This is a genomic window from Marinobacter denitrificans (assembly GCF_008795955.1).
GTDB lineage: Bacteria > Pseudomonadota > Gammaproteobacteria > Pseudomonadales > Oleiphilaceae > Marinobacter > Marinobacter denitrificans.
In genome coordinates, this window is record NZ_VMHN01000002.1 from 333,921 (window position 1) to 353,034 (window position 19,114).

Below are 19,114 nucleotides of genomic sequence, written 5' to 3' on the forward strand. Positions count from 1 at the left end.
TTGGGTACGCAAAGGGAACGGGCTTCGTCATAACCGGGATACCGAGTTGTTGCGCGCGGAGTTGTTCAGCGTTGAGCAACTGAAGCGTCATGCGGTCATCCTGGCAGGACAGCATCGAATTGATCCGAGCCCGGGAGCGGACAGGTTGCTGCCTCGTCTGGCAGACAACGCACGCGTTTTGCTGGAGGCCTACGACGTCGTCACAGCCGCGGTAACGGCGGGGCAGCGGATTGCGCCGACCGAAGCCTGGCTGCTCGACAACTTTTATCTGATCGAGCAGCAGATGGGCTTGGCGAGGCGCCATCTTCCGCGTGGTTACAGCCGGCAGTTGCCGCGCCTGGCCGATGGCCAATCGGTCGGTTTCCCCCGCATTTACGACCTGGCTCTGGAGCTGATCTCCCACATGGATGGTCGGGTCGACACCGACAACGTCACCCAGTTCATCGCTGCCTACCAGACCGTCGAACCTCTGAAATTGGGCGAGTTGTGGGCCTTCCCCATCATGCTGAAGCTGGCGCTGCTGGAAAATCTGCGCCGCGTCGGCGTACGCATCGCCCAACGGCGCGAAGAGCGCGACGCCGCCATCAGGTGGGCGGACCGCATGCTCGACGCGGCAGAAAGTGAACCCAAGCAACTGATCCATTTGCTGGCCGAGTTTGCCCATGCCGATGTACCGCTGACCGCGTCGTTCGTGGAAGAGTTTTATGACCGGCTTCAGGCGCAGGGGCCCGCCATGGCCTTCGTGCAAACCTGGGTCGAACAGAAATTGCTTGAGCAGGGCACCACCGCAACGAGGTTGTCGGAGGCGGCCGGGCGGACGGCTGCGGCGAACCAGATATCCATCGCCAACAGCATCGGCAGCCTTCGCTTCATCGGCGCCATGGACTGGAAGCATTACGTTGAGTCGCTCAGTGTCGTCGAAAAGACCCTCTGCGAAGACCCGTCAGGCATGCACGCCCGCCAGGATTTCGCCACCCGGGACCGTTACCGGCATGTTATTGAGGATGTGGCGCGGGGCAGCGGCAGTGACGAAGCGGCGGTGGCCCGGGAAGCCATTGTTCTTGCGCAGGCGGCTGCCGCGCAGCAGGGCCGGCAAGACCGTTGCGCGCATGTAGGCTACTACCTGATCGACCGGGGGCGCCCGCATCTGGAGCGTTCGGTCAGCTGCTGCCCGTCGTTTACAACCCGCATGAAACGCGCGAGCCAGCCTTTCCGTCTGCCACTCTATCTCGGCGTGATCCTGTTACTGACGTTGCTCACAACGGCTGGCGTGCTTTATTTGCTTGATGGGCTCGCGCCTACTGACTGGCGCTACTGGTTCATTGCAATCACGGCCATGATCAGTGCCTCAGCGCTGGCGGTCGCGCTGGTTAACCTGGCGGTCACGCTGTTGTTGCCACCCCGTGCATTACCACGGCTGGATTTCTCAAAGGGTATTCCCGATGCCCACCGCACCATGGTTGTGGTCCCCACGTTGCTCGGCAGTCGGCGGGAGGTCGATCATCTGATCGAAGCCCTGGAGATACGCTATCTGGGCAATCGGGACCCCAATCTGAACTTCGCCCTGCTGACAGATTTCCCCGATGCGCCCGAGCAAACACTGCCGCAAGATGCGGCTTTGCTTGCGTACGCGCGCGCAGCGGTAGAAGCACTTAACGAAACCTATCGCGATGACCGCCCCTGCATTTTCTATCTTTTTCACCGGCCAAGAGTGTGGAACCCGTTCGAGCGGGTGTGGATGGGCTACGAGCGCAAGCGCGGCAAGCTCGAGCAGTTCAACGCCCTGCTCCGGGGCGGGGCAGACACCGCTTTCTCGGAGATCGTCGGCGATCAGGCCATCCTTGCTTCGATCCAGTACGTCATCACCCTGGACACCGATACGCAATTGCCCCGCGATGCTGCGCACACTCTGGTCGGCAACCTGGCGCATCCACTCAACCGGCCGGTTTACGATGACACCAGGGGGCGGATCGTAGAAGGCTATGCCATCCTGCAGCCCCGTGCTCCGATCAGCCTGACCAGCGCAGGCCAGTCTCGTTTTTCCAGACTGTTCGGGGGTGACTCGGGCATCGACCCCTACACGCGCGAAGTGTCGGATGTATACCAGGATCTGTTCGGGGAAGGTTCGTTCATCGGTAAGGGTATCTACGATGTCGATGCGTTTCGTCAGGCCGTTGATGGACGCTTTCCGGAGAACCTCATCCTCAGTCACGACCTGCTGGAAAGCGGCTACGCGCGTTCGGGCCTCGTCACCGATGTTGACCTCATTGAGGAGCAACCGGCCAGTATTGCCGCCGAGTCCAGCCGGCGCCACCGATGGATTCGCGGTGATTGGCAGCTTGCCGGCTGGCTGCTGCCGCGCGTGCCGGGACCACCGGGCCTTAATGGAGTTAGGTCGAAACGGCAGGCAAATCCGCTGTCAGCGCTGTCGCTGTGGAAGATTTTCGACAACCTGCGACGCAGCCTGGTGGCGCCAGCGCTGCTTGCCCTTTTGGTAGGGGGCTGGCTTTTTGGTCCGAACCCCGTGTGGGTGTGGACGCTGCTGGTCATCATGGTGGTATTCCTGCCCCCCATGCTCTCCACCCTGATTGAGCTGATTCGCAAGCCGGATGAATCTGAATGGTTGCTACACCTGAGCCTGACCGGAAAATCTGCCGGCCGTCCGATTGCGCTTGCTCTCCTGACCCTGGTCTTCTTGCCCTATGACACTCGAATTGTTCTGGGGGCGATCTGGCGCTCAGGCGCGCGCATGCCGTTCACACGTCGTGGCCTGTTGATGTGGCAATTGCCCGGCTACGAACGCCGCAACGCCTGCAGGTCACTGACCGACTTTATCCTGGAAATGTGGATTGCGCCGGTACTTGCAGTGGCGGTGGGCGTAGCCCTGGTCGTGGTCGGAAGCACATGGGCGGCGGGGCTCGTCGCAGGCCCAATCTTGCTGCTGTGGCTGGTGTCGCCCGTTGTTGGCTGGTGGATCAGCCGGCCGCTGGTTACCGCCAGTCCCGACTTGAGCAGTGAGCAACAAGTATTTCTGCGCACTGCGGCCCGCCGCACCTGGCGCTACTTTGCTGACTTCGTCGGCCCGGACGACAACTGGCTGCCGCCTGACAATTTCCAGGTCTATCCTGCGCCGACCATCGCGTCGCGCACCTCACCTACCAACATCGGCATGTCAGTTCTGGCCGACCTGGCTGCGGTCGATTTCGGTTATATAACAGTGGGGGAGTGTCTGCAGCGCATCGACAATACACTCCGCACAATGGAGCAGCTGGAACGCTATCGCGGCCATTTTTACAACTGGTATGACACCCGAACGCTGCAGCCACTGCAACCGCGATACGTCTCCTCGGTAGACAGCGGCAACCTGGTCGGCAGCCTTATTACCCTTCAGGCTGGGCTGGCCGAGCTGAAAGACCAGCCGGTGCTGTCGCTCATTGCATTGCACGGCCTGCAGGACACCCTGCAAGTATTGGCCGAACAGCTGCCTGTCTCGTCTGCCTCCGAACTGGGCAACCACATCCGCGCGCTTCAAGACACCCTGCGCGACCTCACACTCAAGGGGCAGCCGCTGACTCAGGCTGCCGCCGTCAGCGCACTGGATCAGATTGCGCGCGCCGAGAGGGCACTGTTTCCCTGGCTGTCGGAGGATGTCGGTATTGATGGCGAACTGGTTTACTGGGCGCGGGCGTTCGACGAGCAATTCCGTGCGCTTCGCAATGAACTTGGTGAGCTGGTGCCCGAATCGTGGCAGGGCAGTGGGCTTCCGACCCGGGTGGAACTTGCCGCCACAAATCGCCGCACCGATAGAGCTGGCGCGCAGGCACAGCTCGACCTCATCGATGACCTGATGACCCGTTGCCAGGATCTGGCAAAAATGGATTTCGAGTTTCTTTACGATAGTGAACGAGGCCTGCTGACTATCGGCTACGACGTCAGTGAGCGCCGCCGCGATCCTGCCTGCTATGACCTCCTGGCTTCGGAAGCTCGCCTGGCCAGCTTCCTGCTTATCGCACAGGGGCAGGTGCCGCAGAAGCACTGGTTCACGCTCGGCCGCTTGCTGACCAGTCATGGTGGCGACGTCAGCCTGATTTCGTGGAGCGGCTCGATGTTCGAATACCTGATGCCTCAGCTGATAATGCCCAGTTATGCGAGAACGCTGCTGGAGCAAACCTGCAAGGCTGCAGTGGCGCGCCAGATCGAATACGGCCGTCAACGCGCGGTACCCTGGGGGATTTCCGAATCCTGCTATAACGCCACCGACTTTGATCAGGTTTATCAGTACCGGGCTTTCGGGGTACCTGGCCTTGGCCTCAAGCGTGGGCTGGGCGACGACATTGTGATCGCACCCTACGCTAGCGCACTGGCACTAACGGTGATGCCGCGGGAAGCCTGCCGTAATCTGCAGGCGCTGGCTGATCAGGATTTTCTTGCCGCCTACGGCTTTTACGAGGCGATCGACTACACGCCCACACGTGTCCCCCGTGGCAAGTCGCACGCCATCGTGCAGACATTCATGGCACATCACCAGGGCATGAGCCTCCTGGCCTTTGCCCATGTTTTGCTCCACCAGCCGATGCAGCGACGCTTCATGTCCGACCCCCTCGCGCGAGCAACCGAACTGCTGCTGCAGGAGCGGGTGCCGAAGCGAGGGGAAACCCTGCACCCCCACGCAGCCGAAGCCAGCGCCGCGGCGCGCCCGCCCAGTGCAGAAGCCGGCGCAACGATGCGCGTCTTTACGGACACGGACACCCGACTCCCCGAAGTTCATCTGCTGTCGAACGGCCGTTATCACGTGATGGCCACTCATGCTGGCGGCAGCACCAGCCGCTGGGGTGACCTCGCGGTCACCCGCTGGCGGGAGGACGCCACTTCCGACAACTGGGGCACCTTTGTCTACCTGCGCGACCGCGACAGCGGAACATACTGGTCGACTGCGCACCAGCCCACCCTGCGCCCGGCCGACCATTACGAAGCGATCTTTGTACAGGGCCGCGCTGAATACCGGCGGCGCGACCATTTAATCGAAGCACATACTGAGCTCAGCGTTTCCCCGGAAGATGATGTCGAAATTAGGCGCGTCAAGCTTACCAACCAGTCGTCTCGCACCCGCCATATTGAAGTGACAAGCTTTGCTGAAGTGGTTCTGGCGCCCCTCAACGCGGACCTGGCACATCGCTCGTTCAGCAACCTCTTCGTGCAGACTGAAATCCTGCCCGGGCGGCGGGCAATCCTCTGTACACGACGCCCCCGCACACCGGGCGAGCAGGTGCCATGGATGTTTCACCTGCTGGCCGTGCCAGGTTCTGTGACCGATAAGCCCTCCTGTGAGACTGACCGGGCCCGCTTTATATTTATAGGCCGCGGTCGCACGGCCGCCAATCCGGTGGTGATGGACAGCGAAGGCCGCTCATCAACCTTGTCGAACACTCAGGGGGCGGTGCTTGACCCATGCGTGGCAATCCGCAGCACGGTGACCCTGACCCCGGATGAATCGGCAAGAGTTCAGATTATTTCCGGTGTTGCGGAGACGCGCGAGGCTGCACTGATTCTGCTCGAGAAATACTGTGACCGCCACTTCGTCGAGCGCGCGTTCGAGATGGCCTGGTTCCAGAGCCAGGAGGTATTACGACACCTTAACGCAACCGAAGCCGATGCCCAGAAATTTGGCCGCCTGGCCAACTCGGTCATTTACGGCAATGCCCTGCGCCGTGCGGCGCCGGACATCATCGCTCGCAATCAGTTGGGGCAGTCAGGACTTTGGCGCTTTGCGATTTCGGGGGATCTGCCCATCGTCCTGCTGTTCATCGGAGACCTCAACCGCATCGATCTGGTCAAGCAGGTGGTACAGGCACACGCCTATTGGCGAATGAAGGGCCTGGCTGCAGACCTGGTGATCGTCAACGAAGGTTTCTCAGGCTATCGGGCGGAGCTACAGGATTTGATCATGGGGCTGATCAATGCTGGACCCGAAGCGCAGGTAATCGATAAACCGGGCGGGATCTTCGTGCGCCGGGCCGAAGAGCTTACCGAGGATGAGCGTGTGCTGCTGCAAACCGTAGCCCGCATTGTCTTCAGCGACACTGCCGAGACCCTGATCGAGCAGGTGGATCGCCGGGTTTCGCCAGGACGTCCATCAGACCTGTTCAAGCCTTCCCAGCCAACGCGTGCCGAAACTGTGTATCCGCTGCAGCCGCGCGAGCTGATTTTCAGCAATGGCGTTGGCGGCTTTACCCCCGACGGGCACGAATACGTCGTTACCCTCGAACCGGGAGAGACTACGCCGGCATCCTGGGCTAACGTGATCGCCAGCCCTCACATAGGCACTGTCGTCAGTGAGAGCGGCAGTGCCTACACATGGGTGGAAAATGCGCATGAGTTCCGCCTTACCCCTTGGTACAACGACCCGATCTCCGACAGCAGCGGAGAAGCGCTCTACATCCGCGACGAGGAAACCGGTGAGTACTGGTCGCCGACGCCGCTGCCTGCTCGCGGCCGCTCCGGCTATGTCTGTCGGCATGGTTTCGGCTACAGCGTGTTCGAGCACTTTGAGGCCGAGATCGCTTCCCAACTGTTCACCTATGTCGCCATGGATGCCCCGGTGAAGTTCCTGGTGGTCAAACTGCGCAATCAGTCGAAGCGTGCCCGTCGCCTCTCACTCACGGGGTATTGGGAACTGGTAATGGGGGAGTGGCGGCACGCTAACCTGATGCACATTGTTACGGAAACCGATTTGCATACTGGCGCCCTGTTCGCCCGCAATGCCTATGGTCGCGAATGTGGTAATCGGGTGGTGTTTGCGCAGACCAGCGAGCGAGAACGGTCGGTGAGCGGAAACCGCACCGAATTCATTGGCCGCAACGGCACCCTGGCCAGCCCGGCGGCGATGCGCCGGAAGCGTCTGTCGGGTCGAACCGGCGCGGGGCTCGATCCCTGCACAGCCATCCAGACCGCGATCGAACTCGATGCGGGCCAGGAACGGGAGGTTGTGTTTGTGTTCGGAGCAGCCGCCAACGCCGATGAAGCGCGCCATCTCATCCAGCAGTTCGGCGGACAGGCCGGCGCGCGCCAGGCCCTGGAGTCAGTATGGGAGCACTGGAACCATACTTTGGGAGCCGTCAGCGTCGACACGCCCGATGTGGCACTGAACGTGTTGGCTAATGGCTGGCTAGTATACCAGACGCTGTCCTGCAGGCTTTGGGGACGAAGCGGATACTACCAGTCCGGCGGGGCTTACGGTTTCCGCGACCAGTTGCAGGACACCATGGCGCTGATTCATGCGACGCCATGGCTGGCCCGTGAGCAACTGGTCCGGCATGCCGGTCGCCAGTTTCTCAAAGGTGACGTACAGCACTGGTGGCACCCGCCCAGCGGACAGGGCGTGCGCACCCATTTTTCTGACGACTATCTCTGGCTCCCGTATGCCACTTGTCGTTATGTTCTGGCCACTGGAGATACTGGTGTGCTTGACGAGTCCATTCATTTCCTGGAGGGGCGGGAGTTATATGCGGAAGAGGAAGCCTACTACGACCAGCCACAGCGCTCGCCCGAGGCGGCTAGCCTGTATGAGCACTGCGTGCGTGCGCTCAAGTACGGGCTGCGCTTCGGCCCCCATCATTTACCGCTGATGGGCTGCGGCGACTGGAATGACGGTATGAATCTGGTCGGCAAGGATGGCCGCGGTGAGAGCGTGTGGCTGGCCTGGTTTCTCGTTGAGAATCTCGAACTGTTTGCTGAGCTGGCTCGTGACCGCGATGAACAGGAATTTGCCGACCTGTGCAACGCAGAGGCGACAACCCTTCGCAGTAATATCGAGCGCCATGCCTGGGATGGTGCCTGGTACCGGCGCGCCTGGTTTGACGACGGCACTCCGCTGGGTTCGGCCAGCAACGATGAATGCCAGATCGATTCAATCAGCCAGAGCTGGTCGGTTATCTCGGGAGGCGGAGATACGCTGAGGGCCAGACAGGCGATGATGGCTGTAGACGAGCGCCTGGTGCGACGCGAGAAGAAGATCATCCAGCTGCTCGACCCGCCCTTTGACAAATCAGATCTGGAGCCGGGGTATATCAAGGGATACATTCCTGGCGTTCGCGAGAACGGCGGCCAATACAGCCACGCCGCGATCTGGACCACGATGGCATTCGCCATGCAGGGTGACACCGAGCGCGCATGGGAATTGTTCGACATGCTCAATCCTGTGAACCACGGCAGTACGCCTGAAGCCATAGAGCACTACAAGGTCGAGCCCTATGTCATGTGTGCCGACATCTACGGGGTTTCGCCGCACATCGGCCGCGGCGGCTGGACCTGGTACACCGGTGCCGCAGGCTGGATGTACAGGCTTACCGTGGAAACGCTTCTGGGGCTGCGGCTCGAAGTGGACCATCTACGCATCGAGCCCTGTGTGCCGGTCGATTGGGATGGCTACAGGGTTCATTATCGTTTTCGTGAGACTGTTTACCATATTAACGTCCGACGCACCGGGGGACCATCACAGCAGGTAACAAGCGTGAGCGTTGATGGAGCCGGACGGCCTGATATGCGCATTCCGCTGATCGATGACCGCCAGGAGCACTTTGTCGAGGTAGACCTGGGAGGGGCGTAACAGCGGCGCCCTGTGTGCGTTGCCGAACAGACAGTCAGGTGTCTGTTCGCCGATTCTACAGGTGTGCGTTCGCGTCGGCTGAATGCCGTAGTAGCCGTCTCGCCACGATCCGCGCCAGGTACGAAACGGCGCATTACGGAAACGCGAGTAAGGAATGTCCTATGATCAGAATCAACACTGCGGCCATCACTTTCTGTCTTCTCGGTGCACTGCCAATGGCGGCAGTTGCACAATCCTCAGAGTTCGGCCCCAAAGAGGGTGAGCGGGAATTCTCCATCTCGGGCACCGGCAGTAACGACCGGGACTTCAATAGCGGCAGCTTCGGCGTGACCGGCGATCTGGGCTGGTACCTGCGGGACAACATGGTTGCCGGCGTAAGGCAAAGCATCAGTTACGCCGATATCGAAGGCGAAGGCGTCTCGGATGACTTCTGGAACGGCTCTACCCGTGGTTACCTCAACCATCAGTTCCTGGAAGACCGTGCCCGGCCCTTCGTTGGTGCCAGCCTTGGCGGGATCTACGGTGACGGTGTCAAGGACAGTGCCTTTGCCGGCCTGGAAACGGGTATAAGGTACTACGTGCTGACGAAGACTTTCTTCCTCGCCCGCGCCGAGTACCAGTTCCTGTTCAGCGACACCGATGATGCTACCGACGCGTTTCAGGATGATGGCATCTGGGCCTACACGGTGGGTCTGGGCTACAACTTCTGAGCCATGTCAGGGTACTGATTTGAAGAGGTGGGCCTCTGGGCCATCGGCAAGTTGGTTACCACTGGCACCACGCCCATAGAGACGGCGGATGCCAAGCAGATCCCCGGGCTGAAGCCCGGGGAAGGCTTCAGTGTAGCGAAATCCCATCACCTGACCGGATGGACCGGGGTGGTCCAGGCCGATGGCGTGGCCAATCTCATGAATCAGCGTGTAGCGGATGTCGTACACCTCTTTGTCGCCGCCAAACCCGACCTTCCACTTCTGCTCGGGATTCAGGCACACAAGTGACTGACGGATGGTGCGCACACCTTCTTCCTCTTCGGGCGCGAAGGACACGTTGGCAAATGCCCGCATGCGGGGTTCCCCTTGAGCACCGAGGATAATATCTGCCTCAATGGCGTTCGCAACCCGATGGAATGACAGGTCGGCTGCTCGCTCCCAGACCCGAAACGCAGCGGCCGTTTCCCGCTCCAATGTTTCAAACGGGAGATCTTGTCCAGAGAGCGTCTTCATCGGCACCAGAACACCGCAGTTGCGCGCCTCCTCGAACCGCATTGTCTCATCAGCGAAGGCGTAGCTTATGCTTGCTCCCACGCCCAATTTTCGCTCGCCCCACTTGACCTTGTAGCCTTCCAGCTCCAGTAGCCGATATCCGTCAGCTCTATCAGCGGCATGCAACGGAAGCGCCAGTGACAGGAAAAAGGCCACTATGAGAGCTTTTGTGATATACCCGAACTGAGCGGAGCGTACCAGCGATACCAGGAGTCGATTCATTACGGCAGAGTACTGGTACGCAGTGGATATATCGGTTGTAGTTTGGTAATGGATTGTTTACTTACCGGAGCATGCAATGAGGGCCTTATCAACAATGTTTAGCGCCGACAGGCTGCGCTTTGTGCTCAGCCGCATCAAAGAGCGTCTGTGGGTCAAGCCACTGATGCTTTGCGTACTTTCCGTCGGTGGTGCCTTTATTGCCGGGCTTGCCGATGGTGCAGGCCTTTCAGGGCTATTACCTGAGGTCACTCTGGAATCTGTCGAGACCCTATTGTCTATAATGGCTTCCAGCATGTTGGTTATTGCGACCTTCGCAGTTGGATCGATGGTGGCTGCTTATGCCTCTGCCAGTCAGGGCACCACGCCTCGTTCCATACCGTTGGTTATTGCCGATGATGTTACCCAGAATGCATTGTCTGCTTTTATTGGCGCTTTTATCTTCAGTATTGTTTCGTTGATCGCTGTTCAGAACCACCTGTTCGGCTCTGCTGGCCGCTTTTCGATCTTCGTGCTTACTCTTCTGGTGTTTGCCGTAGTCATTGTCACTTTCGTTCGCTGGGTAGACAGAATTGCCCGGCTAGGCAGGGTGGTGAACACTATTGAGAAAGCAGAAGCGGCAGCCGGTGACGCACTGGATCGTCGCCGGCGCGCGCCAACACTGGGCGCATTGAAAGTCGTGAAGCAGCGGGCAGGAGAAACGGGCGTTCCCGTATTATCTACAGTGGTTGGTTACGTTCAGCACATTGATATGGAGACGTTACAGTCCTGTGCTGAAGCACTCAATTGCCGGGTGAGTGTGGCGGCATTACCTGGAAAATTTGTCAGCACATGCTCCCCGCTTCTGCATGTTGAGAAAGGTGCTGAGGCGGACGAAGTTTTCAGGCCGGAGGCCTTTGCCAGCGCATTCACGATTAGTTCAAGCCGCACCTTCGAAGATGATCCCCGCTTCGGTCTTCTCGCGCTTTCCGAGATCGCCGACAAAGCCTTGTCGCCTGGTATCAATGACCCGGGAACGGCGATCAATGTTATCGGTACCATGGTGCGGCTGTTCACTCTTTGGCATTCCCCGCTTGAAAAAGGCAGCCCGCGGAAGGTCATCTATAACCGTGTGGCAGTACCGGAGCTGGTGATCGACGACCTGTTCGAAGACGCCTTTACGGCTATGGCCCGTGACGGCGCAGGGATGGTAGAAGTTTCCATCCGGTTGCAAAAAGCATTCTTTGCATTGGCTGAGACAGGAGATCATGCGATGGCTGCGGCCGCTAAAAAGCATAGCCGCATGGCGCTGGCACGCGCGGAGTGTGCTATGTCACTTGAAGATGATATCGAGGCTGTACGCAGGGCCGCTGCGTTTTCGGCACCCTAGACTCGGGAAGCCAAACCAAAACAGCAGGGGCATCGGCCCCTGCTGTTAACTCATTCCACCCTGATATTAAAGGGTGGTGCTGGCTTTCAGTTTTCCTGTTTTTCGTAACCCGGTGCTGACTCAAGCTCCTCACGAGTAATGTCAACACGCAGGTCCTGGCCATCAGGACTGCTTGACATTTGTACATCATCCCAGTTGATGGCTACGTGTTTCTCGCCCATACCCAGGAATCCGCCGACGCTGACTACAACAGCCACCACTTGACCATTCTGGTCAATAATCAGGTCGCCGATCTCGCCTACACTTTCGTCGCCACTGGTTTTGAGGTCAGTACCGATCAACTCGCTGGCCTGCATGCCGTTAGCCGGAGCAGAGGCCATGTAGCCCTGATTTTTCATGCCAGACTGATTGTCTGCTTTCGCGGCACTTTGCGCATTCTCGTTTTGGCTGGGCTGGGTGGCATTCTGGCTTTGTTGAGAGCTCTGATTAGCCGCGCCAGCATCCTGACCCATGCTTTGCTCTCCCGCGTCCTTGGTCTCGCTGCCGGTTTCGGCGCCGAACACGGCACCTGAACCCAGGGTTATGGCCGGTGCGACCAGCCCATAGAATGCGAGTGCATGTAGCTTATTCATAGGATCCTCCTGCGAATCGGGTTCGATCATCGGACAAAATGTCCATTTTTCGCCGCTTCATCACAGCTTTCCTTCCCCAGCGTCAATTTCAGGAAGGTCACTGAATCGCCACGAGAAGTGGAATTCAGGATGAACCTTAAAGATAGACCATCATAGCCGGTCTGTCAGGTTGCTGGTGTCAGGAAGTCCTGGGAAAGCTCCCATCCTGGCCGGTGGCCCGGAGGGGAGCGGAGCCATCGCACTCGACTTGCTGATGGCTCCGGCATCCTCCCTTTCGGTCAGCGTGCTAACCAGCTTCAGAAGTGGTAGCCAAGACCTACGGTATAGGCCCAGATTCCATCATCCTGAAACGCGTCGGTAGCATCATCGGTGTCGTCGAACAGGAACTGATACTCGACGCGGCCGAGGATAAATGTCTTTGATCGAACGTAATACTTGACGCCGGTTTCCAGGCCGGCAAAGGCGCTGTCCTTGACACCATCCCCGTAGATTCCGCCGAGGCTGGCCCCGAGGAAAGGCCGGGCACGATTTTCAAGGAAATGATGGTTGAGGTAGGCCCGGGTTGAGCCATTCCAGAAATCATCTGAGACGTCTTCACCCTGAATGTCGGCGTAATTGGCGCTTTGCCGGATGCCGGCAACCATTTTGTCCGACAGATACCAGCCAAGATCGCCCGTTAAGCCGATGCTGCTGCTGTCGAAATCCCGGTCGCTGCTGCCGGTTCCTGAGAGAGAGAATTCGCGCTCGCCTTCTGTTGGACCGAAATCCGGCGATTGGGCGGCTACTGCCATAGGCAGCGCTCCAAGAATACAAAAAGTCATTGCTGCAGTATTGGATCTGATCATGAGAAGCTCCTTGCTTTCATTGTACAGATTGCATTAGATGCGCCGTTACTGCGTTGACGCGGAATGATCTGCGGCGTGACGATTGCTGCGACTGCCAGCCTGGGCTCATTCCTTATAGAGGTAGTATAGGTGCTTCTTAGGGCCCTGCAAGGCTCGGCGTTGGCGCCACCAGGTACATTGCTTGCACGGGGATGCCAGTCAGGGGAAAATCACCGCCGATTCAGAACGGGCGGGTAACGATGACGGGTAACAGCGAGGATGAGGCCTGGATGGGCCGAGCATTGCAATTGGCAGAGCAGGCCGCTGCTGCAGGGGAGGTTCCGGTGGGCGCGGTTGTCGTGCTCGACGGTAAGGAAATCGGAACCGGTTTCAACGCCCCTATCAGCGGATGCGACCCTACAGCCCACGCCGAAATCCGAGCGCTGCGGGATGCCGCCCGCCGTGTCGGAAATTACCGGTTGCCGGGTGCCACGCTTTACGTCACCCTTGAGCCTTGTACCATGTGCGTGGGCGCTATCGTGCACAGTCGCGTCAGTCGTCTTGTTTATGGTGCTGCTGAGCCGAAAGCCGGTGCGGTGGAGTCCGCCCGGCGAACGCTTGAGGAGGACCACCTGAACTGGCGTGTTGAATCCGTTAGTGGCGTTCTGGCTAACCGGTGTAGTGATATCATCAGTGTTTTTTTCGCACGGCGGCGGGCCGACAATCGTCGCCGCAGGCAATTATTGTCAGGGAAGGAGTGATTACCGATTATGAAAGTTCTGGTAACCGGCGGAGCCGGGTATATAGGCAGCCACGTAGTTCGTCAACTGGGCCAGGCCGGCCACGACATCGTTGTATTCGATAACCTGTCCACCGGCTATCGCTGGGCGGTCACCTGCGGTGAACTGGTGGTGGGTGACCTGTCAGATGAAGCGGCTGTCGCCGAGCTTTTCAGTCAGCATCGCTTTGAGGCTGTACTGCATTTTGCCGCCAATATCATTGTGCCGGAATCGGTCGAAAACCCCCTCAAGTATTACAGCAATAACACCAGAAATACGTTGAACCTGCTGAAAGCAGTTGAGCAGCATCAGGTTCCGTATATGGTATTTTCGTCCACGGCGGCGGTCTACGGTATGCCGGAAGAAACCGTACTGACCGAAGATCTTCCTCTCGCTCCCATAAATCCCTATGGCGCGTCCAAGATGATGAGTGAGCGGATGATCATGGATCTGGCAGCAGCGTCGTCCCTGAATTACGTTATTCTGCGCTACTTTAACGTGGCCGGCGCAAATCCGGAGGGACTGCTGGGGCAGGCAACGCCTGAGGCTACCCACCTGATCAAGGTGGCCTGTGAATGTGTCACCGGTAAGCGCGATGGCATGAGCGTATTCGGCACCGATTACGATACTCGCGATGGTACCTGCATCCGCGATTATATCCATGTTGAGGATCTGGCCAAAGCCCATGTGATGGCACTGGATTATATGGCGAATGGTGGTGAATCACGGGTACTGAATTGCGGCTACGGGCGCGGGTTTACCGTCCGTGAAGTTATCGACGTGGTGAAGCGCAAGTCGGGCAACGACTTCCCGGTAGCGGAATCCGGCCGGCGGGCAGGGGACCCGGCAGCGCTGATGGCAGACAACTCACGGATCAAAAAGGTACTTGGCTGGCAGCCGGACTATGACGATCTGGATACCATTGTCGAAACCGCCCTGTCCTGGGAGAAAATCTGGCAGGACAAACAGGGCTGATCCAGCCCTCTTGACGCTTCAAACACATTACAGACATCAGGGTTTTAACGGATGAAAATTACGATTTTTGGTACCGGTTACGTTGGTCTTGTCACCGGCGCCTGCCTTGCCGATGTAGGCCATCATGTGCTGTGCATGGACGTGGACCAGGGCAAGATTGAAAAGCTCAGGAACGGCCATATCCCGATCTACGAACCTGGTCTGGAATCCATTGTCAGGCATACCGTAGAGGCGGGTCGGCTGGCCTTCACCACAGACACCAAGGAAGCGGTGGCCCATGGTGTTCTGCAATTTATCGCAGTGGGTACACCGCCGGATGAAGATGGCTCCGCCGACCTGCAGTACGTAACGGCCGTTGCCCGTTCCATTGGCGAGTACATGGACGATTACAAGGTGGTTGTCGACAAGTCCACCGTGCCCGTCGGTACCGGGGACAAGGTCAAGGCCGCTGTGCGGGCAGGGCTGGATAAGCGTGGTCTGGAGCTGGAGTTCGATGTGGTCTCCAACCCGGAGTTCCTCAAAGAGGGCGCGGCCATCAACGACTTCATGAAGCCGGACCGCATCATTATCGGCACTGACAGTGAACGCGCCATGGAACTGCTGCACGAGGTTTACTACCCGTTCAACCGCAGTCACGACCGCATGATCTTCATGGATATCCGTTCCGCGGAGCTCACCAAATACGCCGCCAACTCCATGCTGGCCACCAAAATCAGTTTCATGAACGAAATTGCCAATCTTGCCGAACGGCTTGGTGCGGATATCGAAAACGTTCGCCGGGGTATTGGCTCCGACCCACGCATTGGTTATCACTTTATCTATCCCGGTTGTGGCTACGGCGGCTCCTGTTTCCCGAAGGACGTCCAGGCGCTGGCGCGCACTGCAAGGGACTGTGATTACGACTCGCGGCTGCTGAACGCGGTTGAGGCCGTCAATAACGCTCAGAAACATGTGCTGTTTGACAAGATCAGCCACTATTTCAATGGCGATCTCAAAGGCAAGGTGGTGGCCCTCTGGGGGCTGGCCTTCAAGCCCAATACCGATGATATGCGTGAAGCCTCTGCCCGCACCCTGATGGAGGATCTCTGGAACGCAGGAGCCACTGTCCAGGCCTTTGACCCGGAAGCGATGGAGGAGACCCAGCGCATCTACGGTGATCAGCCGGGGCTGACGCTGTGCGGTACCAAAGAGCAAGCCCTGAAAGGTGCGGACGTGTTGACCATCTGCACCGAATGGAAGGAATTCCGCTCACCAGACTTTGAAGCAATCGCGGCGGCGCTGAAAGAGCCCGTGGTGTTCGATGGACGCAATCTGTACGAACCGGAAATGCTGGAACGCCATGGCATGATTTATTACGCCATAGGCCGCGGCAGGAACCAGTTCCACGTAGGCTGACATGACAGTGCCCGAGCAATCATTTGTGCTACATGAGCGCCTGGAGGCGGATACTCTCAGCCTCGGGCAAACCCGGTTGTGTGACATCCGGCTGATGAACGACAGTAACTGGCCCTGGATACTTCTGGTGCCCCGAGTGGCAGCTGCCCGGGAGATCTACCAACTGTCACCGGAACAGCAACAGCAGCTGCTGGCGGAATCCTCCCTGCTCGGGGAGGGCATGATGGAGTTGTTCAGTGGCGACAAGCTCAATGTCGCCGCCCTGGGCAACATGGTGCCACAGCTGCATGTCCATCACATTGTTCGTCACGAGGGTGACCCGGCCTGGCCCGGGCCGGTATGGGGCAAGCTGCCGCCAGCGCCATACAGTGACGAGGCTCTGGCGGAGTTGAGCAAGCGCCTCAGGCCGCTGCTGGAGCGGCTTTCCCGGTAACCGGGCTAGCGCTTTGACTTGTGTCGTGCGATAGTCCGGGAGCCCACCAGCACCATCCTGAGCTGGGTCTTCAGTTTCACTTTCAGTGCTTCCTTCTCTGATGCCGTTGCATCCAGTGCATCGGCGCCCTGGTTAAAGACCAGGGTAGCCATCGCTTCGGCAACCAGTTTCGGGTCAGAAAGGGGCTTCTTCTGTTCATCTGCAATGCGGGCAAGGTCTGCTGCCAGCTCGGTTACAAAGTGATCGATTTCAGCCCGGATCGCGGTACGGAATGATTCGGACACACCGGTGCTTTCCCGCAACATCAGGCGTAACAGGTTGGAGTTGTTGCCCAGATACTCCATGAACGTGTCCACCGAGGTGCTGATGGCGCTGCCATCGCGGGCAATTCGTTTGCGGGCCTGGCGCATCAGCTGCCGCAGGGCCACGCCGCCTTCATCCACCAGGGCAAGCCCCAGTTCGTCCAGTTCGGCGAAATGCCGGTAGAAGGAGGTAGGCGCGATTCCGGCCTCCCGTGCCACTTCCCGCAGGCTCAGGCTGCCAAAGCCGCGATCGGCACTCAACTGGGCGAGAGCCGCATCCATCAGGGCGCGACGGGTGCGGAGTTTCTGTTCGGCTCGGGCTGACAAGGGCTGCTCCAAAGACTGGTAAATCGGCTCAGTGTAGCGACGAAAAGTTTTACCGTCACCCAATGTGTCGGAAGCCTGATTTTCATCGTCATTGTGTTTATAATGGGCCGCTTTTGCAGTAGGGTCCGCCAAAACCATTTTTGCAAACTTTTACGCACACATCAGATACAACGGGAACCGGTATGCGCAGTCATTATTGCGGTGGAATCAACGAATCTCACATTGATCAGGAAGTCACACTTTGCGGGTGGGTTCACCGTCGCCGCGACCACGGCGGGGTCATCTTTCTGGATCTCCGCGACCGGGATGGCATTTCCCAGGTGGTGTTCGACCCTGATACTCCTGAAAGCTTTTCCCTGGCGGAAAAGGTACGCAGTGAATTCGTTATCCAGGTGACCGGCCGTGTGCGCCGTCGTCCTGCCGGTACCGAAAACGCCAATATGCCTACCGGGCAAGTGGAATTGCTGGGAAAACAGTTGTCCATTCTGAATGCCGCCGCCACGCCGCCCTTCCCGTTGGATGAGCATGTCGATGTGGGCGAGGACGTTCGCTTGAAATACCGTTTTGTGGACCTCCGTCGCCCGGAAATGCTGAACCGCCTGCGTTTCCGTTCACGGGTGACCAGCTATATCCGTAACTTCCTGGACAGTAACGGCTTCATGGACGTGGAAACACCGATCCTCACCCGTGCAACTCCGGAAGGTGCCCGTGATTACCTGGTACCCAGCCGTACCCACGAAGGATCTTTCTTCGCGCTGCCCCAGTCACCCCAGTTGTTCAAGCAGCTGCTGATGGTGTCCGGCGTAGACCGCTACTACCAGATCGCCAAATGTTTCCGCGACGAAGACCTTCGCGCTGACCGGCAGCCGGAATTTACCCAGGTGGATGTAGAAGCCTCGTTCATTGACGAGGAAACGCTGATGACACTGAACGAGAGCATGATTCGCTCCCTGTTCAAGGATGTGCTGGAAGTGGAGCTGCCTGAATTCCCACGCATGCCATACTCCGAGGCCATGCAGCGTTACGGCAGTGACAAGCCGGACCTGCGTATCCCGCTGGAACTGGTGGATGTGGGTGATCTGGTTGCCGGCGTGGACTTCAAGGTATTTGCCGGCCCGGCTAACGATCCCAAAGGGCGCGTGGCAGCCCTGCGTGTTCCCAGGGGCGGTGAGCTTACCCGCAAGCAGATTGATGACTACACCAAATTCGTTGGCATCTATGGCGCCAAGGGCCTGGCCTACATCAAGGTCAATGATCTGTCCAGGGGCGTTGAAGGCCTGCAGTCACCGATCATCAAGTTCCTGGGTGATGATATTGCCCTGGCCGTGATCGAACGCGCTGGTGCCGGGGATGGTGATATCGTGTTCTTTGGTGCGGACAAGACCAACGTCGTCAATGAAGCGCTCGGGGCTCTGCGCATCAAAGTGGGCCACGATCTGAACATGCTGACCTGCGAATGGGCGCCTCTGTGGGTGGTGGACTTCCCGATGTTCGAGGAAACACCTGACGGCGGCCTGACTGCGATTCACCATCCGTTTACGGCACCCTCGTGTTCTGCAGAAGAACTCGAAGCCTCCCCGGCAACTGCGTTGTCGCGGGCCTACGACATGGTCTTGAATGGTACTGAACTCGGCGGCGGTTCCATCCGTATCCACGACGAGAAAATGCAGGAAAGCGTGTTCCGCACCCTAGGCATCGGTGATGAGGAAGCCCGTGCCAAGTTCGGTTTCCTGCTGGATGCCCTCAAGTACGGTTGCCCGCCCCACGGTGGTCTGGCCTTCGGCCTGGACCGGCTGATCATGCTGATGACCGGCGCGAGCTCTATCCGGGACGTCATTGCCTTCCCGAAAACCCAGAGCGCCACCTGTCTGATGACTCAGGCGCCAGGGGAAGTCGATGACAAACAGCTGCGCGAACTGCATATTCGCCGCCGCAAGCCGGCAGCCAAGGATGGGCAGGGTAACGAAGCCACGCCAGGTAACGTTTAAAACG

Annotated in this window: 12 protein-coding genes; 8 read left to right on the plus strand and 4 right to left on the minus strand. The window is 58.7% G+C overall.

Annotation, left to right across the window (positions count from 1 at the left end; genetic code table 11):
- Positions 1 to 49 precede the first annotated feature (49 nt).
- Together FO268_RS09500 and FO268_RS09505 are read left to right on the plus strand one after the other, a co-directional pair.
- Entirely contained in the window at positions 50 to 8,605 is an 8,556-nt protein-coding gene (locus FO268_RS09500) for a GH36-type glycosyl hydrolase domain-containing protein (protein WP_225316569.1), read from the plus strand.
- A 161-nt stretch (positions 8,606 to 8,766) separates the two neighbouring features.
- Complete coding sequence (locus FO268_RS09505) at positions 8,767 to 9,315, plus strand: outer membrane beta-barrel protein (protein ID WP_202336586.1); 549 nt, start codon at positions 8,767 to 8,769, stop codon at positions 9,313 to 9,315.
- 6 nt (positions 9,316 to 9,321) lie between these two features.
- Here FO268_RS09505 and FO268_RS09510 read toward each other — a convergent pair whose 3' ends face one another.
- Positions 9,322 to 10,089 carry a matrixin family metalloprotease gene (locus tag FO268_RS09510; protein WP_202336593.1) on the minus strand — a complete coding sequence of 256 codons (768 nt, stop codon included), beginning with the start codon at positions 10,087 to 10,089 and terminating at the stop codon, positions 9,322 to 9,324.
- Positions 10,090 to 10,183: 94 nt separating this feature from the next.
- On the opposite strand from FO268_RS09510, the gene FO268_RS09515 reads away from it, so the two are divergent.
- Positions 10,184 to 11,455 (plus strand): DUF2254 domain-containing protein, encoded by a 1,272-nt coding sequence (locus FO268_RS09515; protein ID WP_225316571.1) that lies wholly within the window; start codon positions 10,184 to 10,186, stop codon positions 11,453 to 11,455.
- A gap of 86 nt (positions 11,456 to 11,541) precedes the next feature.
- Here FO268_RS09515 and FO268_RS09520 read toward each other — a convergent pair whose 3' ends face one another.
- Both FO268_RS09520 and FO268_RS09525 read right to left on the minus strand, forming a co-directional pair.
- Positions 11,542 to 12,087, minus strand: coding sequence for a PRC-barrel domain-containing protein (locus FO268_RS09520; RefSeq protein WP_150992323.1), 546 nt, complete (start codon positions 12,085 to 12,087; stop codon positions 11,542 to 11,544).
- 296 nt (positions 12,088 to 12,383) lie between these two features.
- Positions 12,384 to 12,932 carry a hypothetical protein gene (locus tag FO268_RS09525; RefSeq protein ID WP_202336596.1) on the minus strand — a complete coding sequence of 183 codons (549 nt, stop codon included), beginning with the start codon at positions 12,930 to 12,932 and terminating at the stop codon, positions 12,384 to 12,386.
- A gap of 239 nt (positions 12,933 to 13,171) precedes the next feature.
- On the opposite strand from FO268_RS09525, the gene tadA reads away from it, so the two are divergent.
- The 4 genes from tadA to FO268_RS09545 are packed head-to-tail and all read left to right on the plus strand — an operon-like array spanning position 13,172 to position 16,493.
- Positions 13,172 to 13,672 carry a tRNA adenosine(34) deaminase TadA gene (gene tadA / locus FO268_RS09530; protein WP_150992325.1) on the plus strand — a complete coding sequence of 167 codons (501 nt, stop codon included), beginning with the start codon at positions 13,172 to 13,174 and terminating at the stop codon, positions 13,670 to 13,672.
- Positions 13,673 to 13,681: 9 nt separating this feature from the next.
- A complete protein-coding gene (galE, locus tag FO268_RS09535) occupies positions 13,682 to 14,665 on the plus strand; it encodes a UDP-glucose 4-epimerase GalE (RefSeq protein WP_150992327.1) in 984 nt (327 codons plus the stop codon).
- 51 nt (positions 14,666 to 14,716) lie between these two features.
- A complete protein-coding gene (locus tag FO268_RS09540) occupies positions 14,717 to 16,060 on the plus strand; it encodes a UDP-glucose dehydrogenase family protein (protein WP_150992329.1) in 1,344 nt (447 codons plus the stop codon).
- A gap of 1 nt (position 16,061) precedes the next feature.
- Positions 16,062 to 16,493, plus strand: coding sequence for an HIT domain-containing protein (locus tag FO268_RS09545; RefSeq protein WP_150992331.1), 432 nt, complete (start codon positions 16,062 to 16,064; stop codon positions 16,491 to 16,493).
- A gap of 5 nt (positions 16,494 to 16,498) precedes the next feature.
- Here the strand turns inward: FO268_RS09545 and fabR are convergent, their stop codons facing one another.
- Complete coding sequence (gene fabR, locus FO268_RS09550) at positions 16,499 to 17,122, minus strand: HTH-type transcriptional repressor FabR (RefSeq protein WP_150992333.1); 624 nt, start codon at positions 17,120 to 17,122, stop codon at positions 16,499 to 16,501.
- A gap of 182 nt (positions 17,123 to 17,304) precedes the next feature.
- On the opposite strand from fabR, the gene aspS reads away from it, so the two are divergent.
- On the plus strand, positions 17,305 to 19,110 hold the full coding sequence (aspS, locus tag FO268_RS09555; RefSeq protein ID WP_150992335.1) for an aspartate--tRNA ligase: 1,806 nt from the start codon (positions 17,305 to 17,307) through the stop codon (positions 19,108 to 19,110).
- The last annotated feature ends 4 nt before the right edge of the window (positions 19,111 to 19,114 follow it).